At 46.3% G+C, this 14,240-nt stretch carries 17 protein-coding genes; 14 read left to right on the forward strand and 3 right to left on the reverse strand.

The window, feature by feature from the left end; all coding sequences use genetic code 11:
• The first annotated feature begins 129 nt into the window (after positions 1-129).
• The 5 genes from pip to ACL9RG_RS06810 all read left to right on the forward strand — a co-directional run bounded on the left by pip (position 130) and on the right by ACL9RG_RS06810 (position 4,808).
• Positions 130-1,083, forward strand: coding sequence for a prolyl aminopeptidase (pip, locus tag ACL9RG_RS06790; protein ID WP_422791838.1), 954 nt, complete (start codon positions 130-132; stop codon positions 1,081-1,083).
• Positions 1,084-1,253: 170 nt separating this feature from the next.
• Positions 1,254-2,192: a metal ABC transporter substrate-binding protein gene (locus ACL9RG_RS06795; protein WP_422791839.1), complete on the forward strand. Its 939-nt coding sequence runs from the start codon at positions 1,254-1,256 to the stop codon at positions 2,190-2,192.
• On the forward strand, positions 2,189-3,079 hold the full coding sequence (locus ACL9RG_RS06800; protein WP_422791840.1) for a manganese/iron ABC transporter ATP-binding protein: 891 nt from the start codon (positions 2,189-2,191) through the stop codon (positions 3,077-3,079). The genes ACL9RG_RS06795 and ACL9RG_RS06800 overlap by 4 nt, the downstream gene beginning before the upstream one ends.
• The gene (locus ACL9RG_RS06805) at positions 3,079-3,942 is read left to right on the forward strand and encodes a metal ABC transporter permease (RefSeq protein WP_422791841.1); all 864 of its coding nucleotides are present in this window, start codon (positions 3,079-3,081) and stop codon (positions 3,940-3,942) included. Before ACL9RG_RS06800 ends, ACL9RG_RS06805 begins: the two co-directional genes overlap by 1 nt.
• Entirely contained in the window at positions 3,942-4,808 is an 867-nt protein-coding gene (locus ACL9RG_RS06810; protein ID WP_422791842.1) for a metal ABC transporter permease, read from the forward strand. Before ACL9RG_RS06805 ends, ACL9RG_RS06810 begins: the two co-directional genes overlap by 1 nt.
• A 51-nt stretch (positions 4,809-4,859) precedes the next feature.
• Here the strand turns inward: ACL9RG_RS06810 and ACL9RG_RS06815 are convergent, their stop codons facing one another.
• Positions 4,860-5,090, reverse strand: coding sequence for a DNA polymerase III subunit theta (locus tag ACL9RG_RS06815; protein ID WP_422791843.1), 231 nt, complete (start codon positions 5,088-5,090; stop codon positions 4,860-4,862).
• A gap of 451 nt (positions 5,091-5,541) precedes the next feature.
• On the opposite strand from ACL9RG_RS06815, the gene ftnA reads away from it, so the two are divergent.
• The 4 genes from ftnA to ACL9RG_RS06835 all read left to right on the forward strand — a co-directional run bounded on the left by ftnA (position 5,542) and on the right by ACL9RG_RS06835 (position 8,000).
• Positions 5,542-6,048: a non-heme ferritin gene (ftnA, locus tag ACL9RG_RS06820; RefSeq protein ID WP_422791844.1), complete on the forward strand. Its 507-nt coding sequence runs from the start codon at positions 5,542-5,544 to the stop codon at positions 6,046-6,048.
• 245 nt (positions 6,049-6,293) lie between these two features.
• Entirely contained in the window at positions 6,294-6,680 is a 387-nt protein-coding gene (gene copC / locus ACL9RG_RS06825) for a copper homeostasis periplasmic binding protein CopC (protein WP_422791971.1), read from the forward strand.
• 2 nt (positions 6,681-6,682) lie between these two features.
• Positions 6,683-7,570, forward strand: coding sequence for a copper homeostasis membrane protein CopD (copD, locus tag ACL9RG_RS06830; protein ID WP_422791845.1), 888 nt, complete (start codon positions 6,683-6,685; stop codon positions 7,568-7,570).
• A gap of 94 nt (positions 7,571-7,664) precedes the next feature.
• Positions 7,665-8,000, forward strand: coding sequence for a YebY family protein (locus ACL9RG_RS06835; RefSeq protein ID WP_422791846.1), 336 nt, complete (start codon positions 7,665-7,667; stop codon positions 7,998-8,000).
• 438 nt (positions 8,001-8,438) lie between these two features.
• Here the strand turns inward: ACL9RG_RS06835 and eco are convergent, their stop codons facing one another.
• A complete protein-coding gene (gene eco / locus ACL9RG_RS06840; RefSeq protein WP_422791847.1) occupies positions 8,439-8,951 on the reverse strand; it encodes a serine protease inhibitor ecotin in 513 nt (170 codons plus the stop codon).
• Between the two features lie 247 nt (positions 8,952-9,198).
• Between eco and ACL9RG_RS06845 the strand changes: the two genes are divergently transcribed.
• The 3 genes from ACL9RG_RS06845 to ACL9RG_RS06855 all read left to right on the forward strand — a co-directional run bounded on the left by ACL9RG_RS06845 (position 9,199) and on the right by ACL9RG_RS06855 (position 10,574).
• A complete protein-coding gene (locus ACL9RG_RS06845) occupies positions 9,199-9,429 on the forward strand; it encodes an AraC family transcriptional regulator (RefSeq protein ID WP_422791848.1) in 231 nt (76 codons plus the stop codon).
• Positions 9,426-9,734 (forward strand): AraC family transcriptional regulator, encoded by a 309-nt coding sequence (locus ACL9RG_RS06850; RefSeq protein WP_422791849.1) that lies wholly within the window; start codon positions 9,426-9,428, stop codon positions 9,732-9,734. Before ACL9RG_RS06845 ends, ACL9RG_RS06850 begins: the two co-directional genes overlap by 4 nt.
• 213 nt (positions 9,735-9,947) lie before the next feature.
• Positions 9,948-10,574 (forward strand): hypothetical protein, encoded by a 627-nt coding sequence (locus ACL9RG_RS06855; RefSeq protein ID WP_422791850.1) that lies wholly within the window; start codon positions 9,948-9,950, stop codon positions 10,572-10,574.
• Between the two features lie 105 nt (positions 10,575-10,679).
• Here ACL9RG_RS06855 and ACL9RG_RS06860 read toward each other — a convergent pair whose 3' ends face one another.
• Entirely contained in the window at positions 10,680-11,582 is a 903-nt protein-coding gene (locus ACL9RG_RS06860) for a LysR family transcriptional regulator (RefSeq protein WP_422791851.1), read from the reverse strand.
• A gap of 205 nt (positions 11,583-11,787) precedes the next feature.
• On the opposite strand from ACL9RG_RS06860, the gene ACL9RG_RS06865 reads away from it, so the two are divergent.
• Together ACL9RG_RS06865 and ACL9RG_RS06870 are read left to right on the forward strand one after the other, a co-directional pair.
• Positions 11,788-12,780 (forward strand): aldo/keto reductase, encoded by a 993-nt coding sequence (locus ACL9RG_RS06865; RefSeq protein WP_422791852.1) that lies wholly within the window; start codon positions 11,788-11,790, stop codon positions 12,778-12,780.
• A 168-nt stretch (positions 12,781-12,948) separates the two neighbouring features.
• A complete protein-coding gene (locus ACL9RG_RS06870; RefSeq protein WP_422791972.1) occupies positions 12,949-14,193 on the forward strand; it encodes an MFS transporter in 1,245 nt (414 codons plus the stop codon).
• Positions 14,194-14,240 lie beyond the last annotated feature (47 nt).

Here is a 14,240-nt window from a genome sequence, read left to right on the forward strand (position 1 = left end):
GATTGACCCTGTGGTCACGATAAGCTGTTATGAATTAAGCAGGACGAATCAAGAAAGCAGATAGATAAGGCACGCTTAAACACCCTTGGCTCCACAAAGAAAAAACTCTGGAAAATAACGGGAAATGTCATGACAAAATTAAAAGGGCTCTATCCCGCACGTGAAGCGTATGCCAGCGGTTTATTAGATACCGGCGATGGGCACCAAATTTATTGGGAGCGTAGTGGCAACCCGCAAGGAAAACCGGCGGTGTTTATCCACGGCGGACCTGGAGGTGGATGTTCGGCGATACACCGGCAGCTGTTTGACCCGAATGATTACGATGTATTGCTTTTTGATCAGCGCGGATGCGGGCGCTCGTTGCCCCATGCCAGTCTAGATAATAATACGACTTGGCATTTAGTTGATGACATTGAACGCCTGCGCAAGTTAGTTGGCGTTGATAAATGGCTAGTGTTCGGTGGTTCATGGGGTTCTACACTGGCTTTAGCCTATGCTCAAACACACCCTGAACATGTCAGCGAGATGGTCCTTCGCGGTATTTTTACTCTCAGAAAACAAGAGTTGGATTGGTATTACCAAGAGGGGGCATCGCGCTTCTTCCCAGAAAAATGGCAAAATATGCTGTCAATTCTCTCTGAAGATGAACGCAAAGATGTGATGGCCGCTTATCGTAAACGTCTTACATCGCCGGATCGTGCGGTGCAGCTTGAAGCGGCAAAAATCTGGAGCTTGTGGGAAGGGGAAACCGTCACCTTGTTGCCAACGGCTGAATCCTCAGCATTTGGCGAAGATGATTTCGCTTTAGCGTTTGCCCGCATTGAAAATCATTATTTTACTCATCTTGGATTTATGGATTCTGATGATCAGTTGTTGCGCAATGTTGAACGCATCCGTCATATTCCCGCGGTAATTGTCCATGGCCGCTATGACATGGCCTGTCAGGTACAAAATGCGTGGGATCTGGCAAAAGCCTGGCCAGAAGCTGAGCTGCATATCATTGAAGGAGCAGGGCACTCATTTGATGAGCCTGGTATCCTCGATCAACTGATCCGTGCCAATCAGCGCTTTGCCAAAGCTTAAGTTGAAGTTGGGGCTAGAATTAATGTGGACGCGCTTTATCGGGCGCGTTCAGTTATTATTAATCTGGAAACTTACTGTTTGTAATGTTTTGTCATAATTAGCCCGTTGCGGTTGACTTAACTTCAAATGATATTGATAATCATTTTCATTTGAAGTTAAGGAATGACATCATGATAATCAAACCCTCTTTGAACCCTTCGCACCAACCCCGCTTTATTGCTCACTTTCCCCTGTTATTACTTAGCGTATTGCTGTTGATGATGCTCATTGGCAATGTCGCACAGGCTGAGAAAAAGCTCCGGGTGGTGACAACCTTCACGATTATTCAAGATATTGCTCAAAATGTGGCCGGCGATGCGGCGACCGTCGAATCTATTACCAAGCCCGGTGCGGAAATTCATGATTACCAGCCCACGCCACGCGATATTGTTAAAGCGCAGCACGCGGACCTAATTTTATGGAATGGTATGAATCTGGAACGTTGGTTCGAGCGTTTCTTTGAAAACATTAAGCATGTACCTGCCACAGTAGTCACTGAGGGGATTACGCCGCTGCCTATCCGCGAAGGGCCTTACAACGGTAATCCGAATCCTCATGCCTGGATGTCAGCAAGCAATGCATTGATATATGTTGAAAATATTAGAAAAGCATTGGTGCAATACGATCCGGCTAATGCCGAGGTGTATAACCGTAATGCCAAAAATTATGCGGCTAAGATTTCGGCACTGGATGCACCGCTGCGAGAGCGTCTTTCACGTATTCCACCACAACAGCGTTGGCTGGTAACCAGTGAAGGCGCGTTCAGCTATCTGGCAACAGACTATCAGATGAAAGAGGTTTATCTGTGGCCAATCAATGCTGATGAAGAGGGGACACCACAACAAGTACGTAGGGTGATCGATACCGTGCGTGAGCAGCAGATCCCGGTGGTATTTAGCGAAAGCACTATTTCTGATAAACCCGCTAAACAGGTGGCTAAAGAAACCGGAGCAAAATACGGCGGTGTTTTATATGTCGATTCACTATCAACACGCGATGGCCCGGTGCCAACCTATATCGATTTGCTCAACGTCACGGTTAACACTATCGCCACGGGATTCGGTCAATGAGTGATGACAACTTGGGACTGTCACAATTAGTTGTTGATGATGTCAGTGTGACTTACAACAATGGTCATACCGCGATTCAACACGCCAGTTTCTCTTTACAAGGTGGCACGATCTGCGCGCTGGTGGGCGTAAACGGTAGCGGTAAATCTACTTTGTTTAAAAGTATTATGGGCCTGGTGCGACCAACGACCGGCAGCGTGATGCTTAATGAAAAAACCGTAGCCAATGCATTAAAAAATAATGTTATTGCTTACGTCCCACAGTCTGAAGACGTTGACTGGAATTTTCCGGTTTTGGTAGAAGATGTGGTGATGATGGGACGATATGGCAAAATGAATTTTTTGCGTATCCCGTCAAAAGAAGACCGCTTAAGGGTTGATAACGCATTAGAGCGCGTTGGGCTAAGTGAGTTACGTGGTCGCCAGATTGGTGAACTGTCCGGTGGACAGAAAAAACGCGTGTTTCTGGCACGCGCGCTGGCGCAACAGGGCAGGGTATTGCTACTTGATGAGCCTTTTACCGGTGTTGATGTAAAAACGGAAAATGCGATTATCGATTTATTGCGTGCGCTACGTGATGAAGGCCATCTTATTTTGGTTTCAACCCATAATCTGGGGAGTGTGCCAGAGTTTTGCGATCGGGTGATCTTGATTAATCGTACCGTATTGGCCGCTGGCCCGACAGAAACGACCTTTACTCAACATAATCTTGAACTGGCCTTTGGCGGCGTACTGCGCCACATTAATCTCTCCGGTAGCGCGTTACACGACGATAACGACCCGCGAACCGTCACGGTATTAACCGATGATGAACGGCCCGCCGTATTCTACGGCCAGACCAAAAGCTCTCCACCTGCCCAAAGTCAGCAGCAGGAGAAACCTCGCTAATGCTTGAACTTTTGCTCCAGCCGTTTAATTACAACTATATGATCAAAGCTATTTGGGTCAGCGCCATCGTCGGCGCCGTCTGTGCTTTCCTCTCGGCTTATTTAATGCTCAAAGGCTGGTCGTTAATGGGGGATGCGCTTTCACATTCTGTCGTGCCGGGCGTTGCGGGCGCTTATGCCTTAGGCTTGCCATACGCCGTTGGCGCATTTTTTACCGGAATGCTGGCGGCGTTGGCAATGACACTGGTACGTCATATTACCCGGCTACGTGAAGACGCCATTATTGGCTTTATCTTCTCGACCTTCTTTGCCGTTGGTTTACTGATAGTCTCGCTTAATCCGACATCGGTAAACGTGCAGACTATTATTTTCGGTAATATTTTGGGAATTGCCGATGAGGACGTGCTGCAAGTCGAGATCATTATCGGCGTATCGTTACTGATTTTGTGTTTGCTGTGGAAAGATCTGCTGGCGGTATTTTTCGATGAAAGCCACGCGGTGACGATTGGCCTATCGCCGCTGCGGCTGAAAATCATCTTCTTTACGTTGCTCAGTGCTTGTACCGTTGCCGCGTTGCAAACCGTTGGCGCTATTTTGGTGATTGCGATGGTGATAACGCCAGGGGCAACGGCCTATTTGCTGACCGATCGTTTTAAGCGACTGGTGATCATCGCCATTATAATCGGCTCGTTAACGAGTGGCATCGGCGCCTACCTGAGTTTCTTCCTCGACGGTGCCACCGGCGGGGTGATCGTTACCTTACAAACCTTGATATTCCTGATGGCATTTTTGTTTGCTCCTAAACATGGTTTAGTGGCTAACAAACGGCGTATATCGCGCCAGAAACATTTGGAGGGCAATTAATGGACAGCGTGCTGCAATGGTTCATTGAGCCTTTTGTTTATCCTTTTATGCAACGAGCGATTCTTGCGGCGATAGTGACAGGCGTCGTGTGCGCCGTATTGTCCTGTTATTTGGTGCTGAAGGGTTGGTCGCTGATGGGTGATGCCATCTCACACGCGGTTTTACCGGGTATTGTTTTGGCCTTCGTGATGGGCATCCCATTGGTCATTGGCGCTTTTCTCTCCGGCATATTCTGCTCGATTGCCACCGGCTATCTAAAGGAAAATAGTCGGGTCAAAGAGGATACGGTGATGGGTATTGTCTTTTCTGGCATGTTTGCATTTGGGTTAGTGTTGTTTGCCCGAGTCGATACGGATCAACATTTAAGCCATATTTTATTCGGTAATATTTTGGGCATTACCGATGGTGAGTTACAGCAAACGCTGTGGATTGCTGGTTTTGCCTTGGCTGTGGTGTTGTTAAAACGTAAAGACTTTATGCTGTATTGTTTTGACCCTAACCACGCGCGGGTGGTCGGCTTGCCGGTGAGAGTATTGCATTACGGATTATTATGCCTGCTGGCGTTGACCATTGTTGCGTCGTTGCAAGCCGTTGGAGTGATTCTGGTGATTGCGATGCTGATTGCACCGGGCATCATTGCTTTTATGCTGTGCCGCAGTTTTGACCGTATGTTGCTGGTAGCGACAATCGCTTCCGTGTTCTCTTGTGTGGTGGGTACTCTGATAAGCTTCCATATTGATGGGGCTACTGGACCCTGTATTGTAATTCTACAGGCGATTCTTTTTGTTATCGCATTGCTTTATAGCAATTTTAAATCGTCACAATATGCCAAAACTAACCTCTCAACGCAGCAACCTGACGCGTAGTTCCTTGGGCCAGAGCGGAGGCGTGATTCCTTCCGCTCTGGCTGCAACGTATTAGTTCATTTTGGGCTCATAAGGCAGGCGCGAAAACTTGTGTGATTCAGCCCGATAGTGGGCAACACGCTCGCGGAAATACTCGCGTAAGTGTTCTGGTTGCGCACGTTCGGCAATTTCTGCCACCACCGGCATGTTATAGCGCTCTTTAAATGCTACGCCGGACGCGGCCAGATCAACATTGATCTTATCCATCTCTTCTTTGCTGATTTCAGCTAAGTTGCGGTTCATTCACGGTTCCTGCTGATTGGGTGATGTATGGAATAAAGCCCGTTACAGGCATTGTTGGCGTCATTGTACAAGACACATGACAACAGGTGAACGGTCTTAGTATTGATTCAATGAACGCTATTATTTAGAATTTAATTAATCTAATTGATATTCACAATCATTTATATTTATTCTTATTGGCATAATTTAAATGAAGAGGGGATATATAAAATATTATATTAGGAATAAGAATGATTCTCTTTAATGTAAAGTGATTTTATTGAATAATTATCAATAACAACTTGGTTGGTTTATTAAGTGTTTTAAAATCAACATGTTGTAATTTTATGGTTAAATTATTGCTTTTGCTTTTAAATATTTGTTTTTATTTTATCCTCAACTTGGCATAATAACTGAAATGACGTAAGTCACCTGCCGAATATTACTTGAAAGTTAATTTCATGGAGCCGTTATGCTTAAGAAAGAAATGATTACCAAACTCAATGACCAGCTTAACCTTGAGTTTTACTCTGCTAATTTATATTTACAGATGAGCGCTTGGTGTAGCGAAAAAGGTTTTGAAGGCGCAGCTGCTTTCTTAAGAGAACATTCTCAAGAAGAGATGGGCCACATGCAACGTCTGTTCAAATACCTGAGCGATACCGGAGCGTTGCCTGTTTTGGGCGCTATTGCCGCACCGCCAACTGATTTCGCTTCTCTGGCTGATGTGTTCCAACAGACTTATGAACACGAGCAACTGATCACTGTACGTATCAACGAATTGGTTGATGCGGCGATGACCTCAAAAGATTATTCAACCTTCAACTTCCTGCAATGGTATGTTGCAGAGCAGCATGAAGAAGAGACATTGTTCAAATCTGTGCTGGATAAACTGAGCTTGGTGAGCAACACCGGCAATGGTCTGTTCTTCGTTGATAAAGATTTGAAGGGTATGGTAGGACAGAGTCAACAGTCCTAATGACCTGCCGCATTTGACGTTGTGTCCGTGTAGGCGACGTTTTGCTTCTCGGATACAACACGATTATTGTGGGTATCTGTATTACCGCGTTTGATCTTCAGACGCGGTATTTTTTTAGCTTTTCGTGCCAATTCATCGTATTTCCTCCCCTTAGAAATCTCCGAAAAACAATTTTGACAGACCGCTCTGGCGCTTTGCGTTAAAGTTGCCGGGCCGTTACATTTTTAATTCAAAATTAGGGAGAAATCATGTCGCACAAATCTACTTCTACACTGCGTATTTTGGCTACTGCGGGCGTTGTATTGTTTGGTCTGGCTTCACAACAGGCAATGGCGCATGCACACCTGAAAACTGAAACCCCGGCGGCTAATGCCGTGGTGACCAGCTCTCCAACTGAGCTAACCCTAGGCTTCAGCGAAGGCGTTGAGCCAAGCTTCAGCAAAGTTGAAGTGAACGGCCCAGATAACAAGCCTGTTAAAACCGGTGCTTTCACCCTCGCAGAAAAAGACAACACTCAAGTTCTGATCCCACTGCCGACGCCGCTGACTAGCGGTAAATATCAGGTTTCATGGCACGTTGTTTCCGTTGATGGACACAAAACTCAGGGACAATACATTTTCACTGTCAAATAACTATGAGCCTGGCGACACTGTTTGTTCTTTGCCGGTTTATCCATTTTGCCTCGTTAATGCAGCTATTTGGCTCTTTGGTTTTTATCCGGTTGTTGCCGCCTAAGACTTTCTCCCAACTGCTGGTGGCTAAAAACCAGCGGTTGGTGGCTATATCCGTCTGGGCAATGGCAATCACGGCAATTGCTATGTTAGCGATTCAGGCCGGGATGATGGGGAATGGCTGGCAAGACAGTATCAATCTTAACGTCTGGCTATTGGTACTCACTACCACCTTTGGTGAGGTTTGGCGCTGGCACATGCTGTTAGCAGTATTCACTGTGCTGCTGTTGCTAAATCAATGGTTGCCCGGGCGTGAGATAGGTGTGCTGCTGCTGGTGACTCTGTCATTAATTAGCCAAGCGCTGATCGGGCACGCAGCGATGAACGAAGGCATGTTAGGCTGGGTACAGCGTAGTAATCATGCATTACACTTGCTCAGCGCGAGTTATTGGTTTGGTAGCTTGCTGCCATTGTTGACATGTCTGCTGTACACCAAAAAACCTGCTTTACGGCAGGATGCAATTGCAACACTGCTAAGGTTCTCTACCTACGGGCATTTGGCTGTTGTGGTTGTTATCGTGACGGGTATCGTCAATAGCCTGATTATTTTGCGCAATGTGCCTATTAGCCTGCATGTTGAATACCAATTGCTGTTAGCCTGCAAAATTGTGGTCGTCGCAATCATGGTTGGCGTGGCGATTTTCAACCGCTACAAGCTGGTGCCGATGATGGCTAATAACCGTCAAGTGGCCGAAGGGCGCATGGTCCGTGCTACCTGGCTCATGTTTAGTTTGTCATTGTTGGTATTAGCTCTAATTAGCCTGCTGGCCACGTTGTCCCCGGGGCAATAGGGTCACAAAAGTTGTGGATGCGAACGAATAAGAGCCTATGTCAAACGCTTGCTGGGATAGGCTCTAAGTGAAAAAGTACAAAGAGGAAGAGAACATGAGGAAGTCATTGCTTGGTTGCCTGCTGTTAACGCTGTCAGCCAGCAGTTTTGCTGCACCAGAAATTATCACCGTTAGCCGTCTGGAATACGGCAAAGCGTGGGCATTTAGCCGCGAAGAGGTGATGCTGCAATGCCGTCCGGGTCATGCGCTTTATGCGATTAATGACAGCACACTGGTACAATACCCGCTTAATGATGTTGCTGAAGCTCAAGTGAAATCGGGTAGGGTAACCGCGAAGCCAATAAGCACCATACAATTGGACGACCCACAACACCCAGGCCAGAAAATGAGTCTCGCGCCGTTTATCGAACGTGCCAGCAAGCTCTGCTAAAAAATGATATCAGAGCTGATTGCGGGTTATTGCAATCGGCTCTATATGTGATTCCCTGTCGATACTCTGTTTCATCACATAATAAACCGCATTTTTTGCGAAAGTAGTCACAAAATACGTAATATTCCCCGCAGGTATCCCGATATTCTCAATTTTTGACTGGAAAGTGACCAACTCTGCACTATCCTTTAAGTTGTAAGGTTTAACACCGCCTACAGTAAATGCCAACTTTTAGCGCAAGGCTCTCTCCCAAGAGCCATTTCCCTAGACCGAACACAGGAGTTGTGGTCGGTCTTTTTTTATTTCACGATAACTGATAAGCCTTCGTCAGCCACGAGCTTTATGTCGTATCGATTTAGAGGGAATATCGCTTAATTTTTTGCCAACGCCGGGGCGTGAAATAATATTAGGTGATGCTATTTCGCTAACATTCCCGCCTTACTTCACTTGCGCACTTTTCACCGCGTTGTCGGTTGTCCATACGCGATATTTCACTTCAACATCTTTTGGCGTGTAGATGACGATAGGTAGCTTGCTGTTATAGCGCTCGATAGCGTGATCGTTTAGGTTGGCAGCAATGAATTTTTTGGTTTTTTGATTATCAGGGCAGCCCATCATCGTTGAGGCGACTGGGGAGAGTTTTTCCAGTACTAAATAATTGTATCCCCAGCCTTCAAGTGTCTTGCTGACCAAGGAACCCCCCATCATATGATGATTACAATCTACTTCTAATGTTTTACCGACCAACAGCTCGATTTTGAAATTATCTTCATTTTCAAGCTGGGGCAAATAGATAACCTGGCGAATCATATCTTTATCTGCCTTAGGATAGGGCGCGACTTTTTCCAGCGGCTGTTTGCTCATCTCTGTAGATTCATCCGATGTCGCGGCAAAGCTAGTGGCAGACATCGCCATCATTACGCCAGAGAGTACTAAGGTGATTTTTTTCATGTTTCATCCTTTCAGTGATACATATATTCCAGAATAATAATTTAATTATAACGATATATTTAGCCTGAGTTACTGACTTATTCAATTTTATTAAATTAAAAATCTTGTTTGCTGGTTGAGTATCCGGTTCATCCTCATGATGGTCTTAGCGCATGATTCTGGTTTCTTATCTCCATGAAAAAAAGCAATTTCAGTCAGGATAACGTCCACAGCCGCAGGTAAAGTGGCGGTCTAGAAGAGAGGTGAAATGAGTAATGCTAAATCAATACGTTATGCCCGACGATTTGAACAAGTGTTTGCCTATATAGAGCAGCATTTGGATGCACCTTTGACGGTTGAAGCACTCAGTGATATTGCCAGTTTTTCGCGCTTTCACTTTCATCGCCAGTTCAGTTTGTATTGCGGTGTGAGTGTTAGCCGCTACATCACATTGATGCAGTTAAAAAGAGCGTCTTTTCAACTGATAATGATCCGTTGACCACACCAGGAGAGGATTTCCGTTTCGATATCTGTGGCGAGTTAAGTGCAGAGGCCAACGGCCATGTTCCTGTGAATGTACAAGGTGTGATAACCAAAACTTTACCTGCCGGGCGCTGTGCCGTGGTTCGTCATGTAGGTTCTTATGAAAACATTAGCGATAGTGTTTATTACTTATACAATACATGGTTGCCGCAAAGTGGCGAAGAATTGAGGGAATTTCCAGTTTACTTCCAATATCTGCAACTCAATGAGGAACTGCCAGAACATGCTTTGCAAACGGATATTTTATTACCGCTAAAATAAAGTCTTAAAATATTCCAATTCTGAAATGGATTTTTTATTTTTACTGCAAGCCTGTGTTGCAATCAGTGCGCCTGTGAATAAATAAAAATGCACAAGACGCATTAACGTGATAAATATTTCTGGCAACATATTTATCGGGGGCGATATTGGCTATTTTTCGATAAGAAATAGCGCAGAGTTTTTGCCTGTCAATATAGTTGCCATGATTTATGAATGGAGATGATCAACGGAGATGATGTTGTGTATAAGAAATTATTGATGGGATTATTTACGATAGTTTTAGCAGGATGTGCGGTAAGCATGCCATTCAATAATCGGCTCTCTTTCACTGCTATCAAAGATATGATGACAGTCGATAAAATGAACAAAAAAATAGCCATTCAATGGCAGCCGACGACATTCCCAACCAAAGTTGATATCCAAGGTGCTGATGCCTTTATTGGTTCATTATCACGGACTCGAGTGCCAACTGGGCCAGGGCTGACTTCCAGAGTGGAAGAGGCTATTTCAACGTTTACTACCTTAAGCCCAACGGGGGAGCCGTTAGTTATTAAAATAAATTATGCCAGCTCTGGTTTTGAGTATTCAGCAGGGACAACGAATGTGGTACCAAGCATGGATGTTGGTTCTATGAGGCTTAATGCAACCTTTACTTTTGAAGGAAAAACGTGGAGTAATATTTATATCTCTAAAGTTAAGGATCCAACGATTGGTGGTAGTACAACAACCAGCGTATTGGAAGCGGCTTGGGATAATATCGCCGTGCAGGTTGCCAAAGATGTAGCTACCCATATAAAACCTCAGCAGAGATTTTTGAAAATGCCTTCTAAGGTTGAATAGTGTGCTCAACGAGTCAGCTTTAAGAATATAAACGTTGTTGTCTGAAATTATGGATTAACTATTTATAAATAGTTAATCCATAAAAATTTGTCGCCTTTCATCTCGCTATAAATTATTTGCGCGGATCATATCAATTAACTGTTTCAAACCAGGATGTAATTGGCGACGGCTGGGATAATACATCACGATAGGTTCTCCTCGAACGGCCCAATCAGGCATCACAATTTCAAGCTGGCCGCTGTCGAGGTAAGGCTGGGCGTACAGTTCCAGACAGTATGCTAATCCAAGCCCTTGTAAAGCTGCATCGATAATCGTATCGGTTTCATTAAATGTCAGTGTCCCAGGAGCATCTATTTTACATGCGCAAGGGCCATTGCCTAACTCCCACTTATAAATCGCATCGTCGCCGATACGCATACGGATACAGGCGTGATGCAACAAATCTTCTGGCATTTTAGGTACGCCGTGGCGCTGTAAATACTGTGGGCTGGCAACCACAACCCATCTTATTTTTTTTGTTAGCGGCATGGCGATCATATCGCGTGGCACAGTTTCACCATAGCGAACGCCGGCATCAAACCCACTGCTGACAATGTCAACCAGTCGGTTATCAACAGTAATTTCCAGTTGGATTTTCGGGTAGGCGCTGGTGTATTGCGCCAGTATCGGACTAAAAAGCAAGCGCGATGCATCGCGCGGGATATTAATCCGCAGGCGGCCAATCGGTGTCTCGCGATAAAGCTCTAATCCAGATAATGCGTTACTAATGTACTCAAACCCTTTCTCCAGATGCTCGACTAATGCCGCGCCTGCCTCAGTGGGCACCACTGAACGGCTGGTACGATTGAGTAACTTAACGCCAAGGCGCTCTTCAAGGGCACGGATTGTATGGCTGACTGCAGATGTTGAAACGCCAAGCGCCGCTGCCGCTAATCTGAAGCTTTGCCGCTGACAGACGGCAACAAACACATTTAAATCGGCAAGCTCTCCTCGGGTGAGTAAAGGCATGATGTTCTTTTCCTAAACAGGCGGCATAAGAATATTTTCTGCATGACATCCTTTGCCGGGCTTTTGCCAGAGGTAATGCGGAAGTAATGATTTTCTTCAAGGTATCATTGAATTTTACTCAACAATACATGAGTTATACTCCATTTCCAAATTGCTCGTTATTTCTAAACGGCTCTCTATTTCTAAACTACTGGGGACATAACCTATGAGCATTGAAACCATTAAAATCGAAGGTATTCCTTCCGCTGTATCACGTATTGGTTTAGGTACGTGGGCAATGGGCGGCGCTTTTTGGGGCGGTACAGATGATAGCCAGTCGATTGCTGCATTGCGTCAGGCAATAGAGCAGGGCATTAACCTGATTGATACTGCACCGGTTTATGGCTTTGGCCATTCGGAATCGGTGGTGGGTGATGCACTGGTAGGATTGCGCCAGCAAGCGGTTATTGCGACAAAAGTGGCGTTAGACTGGGATAGTGAAGGCAAGATCGTGCGTAACTCAACGCCGGCACGTATTCGCGCAGAAGTTGAGGATTCATTACGCCGTTTGCGTACTGATTACATCGACTTGTATCAGGTGCATTGGCCAGACTCGTTGGTATCGATTGAAGAAACTGCAGCAGAGCTAGAAAAGCTGCGCCAACAGGGAAAAATCCTGGCAATTGGCGTGAGTAATTTCTCGGTAGAACAAATGGAACAGTTTGCTAGCGTCGCAAAGCTATCGACGTTGCAACCACCGTATAATGTGTTTGAGCGTGGGGCTGAGTATGATTTGTTCCCTTATGCGCAAAAAAATAATTTAGTCGTCTTAGCTTATGGCGCATTGTGCCGTGGCCTGCTATCTGGCCGGATGCAGGGAACGACTACTTTTGCAGAAGATGATTTGCGTAGCTTTGATCCTAAATTCCAGTCTCCGCGCTTTGCACAATACCTTGCGGCTGTCGAAGAACTGACGCAATTAGCTCAGGAGCGCTTTGGCAAAAGTATGTTGGCCCTTGCTGTCCGTTGGGTGTTGGATAATGGGCCGACCATTGCGTTGTGGGGCGCTCGTCGTCCAGAGCAGTTACGTGGCGTGGATGAGGCGTATGGCTGGAAATTATCAGCGGCAGATATTGCTGATATTGATGCCATTCTTGCTAAGCACATACCGCAACCAATTGGTCCAGAATTTATGGCACCGCCGCATCGCCAAGGTTAATTAAAATCGCGTTGCCGTAAGTGATTTAAGGGTTTATAGCCGTCATACTTTAAGTTCCCGGGGGCTGCGGCCCTCGCCCCGTTGGGGCCGCGGCCTGTATCTTGACGTCTTTTGGGGGTGTTATTGATAAACTCCCCGGTTTGACTTTATTCATCGTAATTAAGCCTCATTTCACCTGTAAGTAGAGAAATAACATTGACTAATAATGAAACACTGTCTGCCAGCGACGCGGTAATCGAGCCTGCGGATACAACGCAGCCTGGTTATCGTAAGGCGCTGTTCGCGCTAGGTATGGGTGGTTTTGCCATCGGTACTGGCGAGTTTGTGATAATGGGATTACTCCCTGATGCAGCGAAGGGATTAGGGATCAGCATTCCCAATGCTGGTCATCTAATAAGCGTCTATGCATTAGGGGTGGTCATTGGCGCACCGCTATTGGCGGTATTAGGTGCACGTTTGCCTCGGCGTAATTTTTTAATGTTGCTGATGGCACTCTTTTCGCTAGGCAATTTGGTCAGTAGCTATGCGCCAACGTTTTACACCATGGCGATGGCGCGGTTTATGGCCGGTTTCCCGCACGGCGCATTCTTCGGTGTGGCGGCATTGGTTGCCGCCAGTCTGGTAGAGCGACATCGTCGAACTCAGGCCGTATCGATGGTGCTACTCGGACTGACCATTGCCACCTTGCTTGGTGTACCTATTGTGGCAGGTATTGGGCAGTGGTTCGGTTGGCGTTCTGCTTTCGCTATTGTTGGTGGGTTAGGCGTACTCACCATGTTGCTGGTTTATCTGTGGGTGCCTTATCAGCCTGGTGATAAGTCGGCCAGCCCGCTGCGTGAATTATCGGCGTTCAAACGTAAACAAGTCCTGCTCACACTGGGGATCGGGGCGATTGGCTCGGGCGGTTTATTCTCGGTGTTTAGCTACGTTAAGCCAACGATGTTGGAGTTAGCTCATTTACCTGAAACCATGATCCCCATTGTGCTGGCAATGTTTGGTGTTGGCATGATTACTGGCAACTTGGTTGGTGCGAAACTTGGCGATAAAGCCATGGAACAGACCATTCGCCGTGTGCTTATCTGGGCGGCCATTATTATGGCTCTGTTTGTTGTCACCGCGCACAACCCGTGGTTGGGACCTGTGAATGTGATGCTTGTTGGCACCGTGGTCGCGCTGTCGGCGGTATTACAAACACGTCTGATGGATGTTGCCGGTGATGCACAAACGCTGGCGGCCGCCATGAACCATTCTGCTTTCAATATTGCCAATGCATTGGGAGCCTGGCTGGGTGGGGTGACCATTTCTGCTGGATTAGGCTGGCAGTCTACCGGTTGGGTAGGTGCTTTACTGGCTATTGCTGGTCTGGCTATTCACGCGTGGGCGATGGCGGATATGCGTCATAAATCTCACTAGTTCTCTGCGACAGGTGAGTCGTTTGTGCTCTCCTGTCGTACTTCAAT

The organism is Rouxiella sp. Mn2063, assembly GCF_049319665.1.
GTDB lineage: Bacteria > Pseudomonadota > Gammaproteobacteria > Enterobacterales > Enterobacteriaceae > JBMOUD01.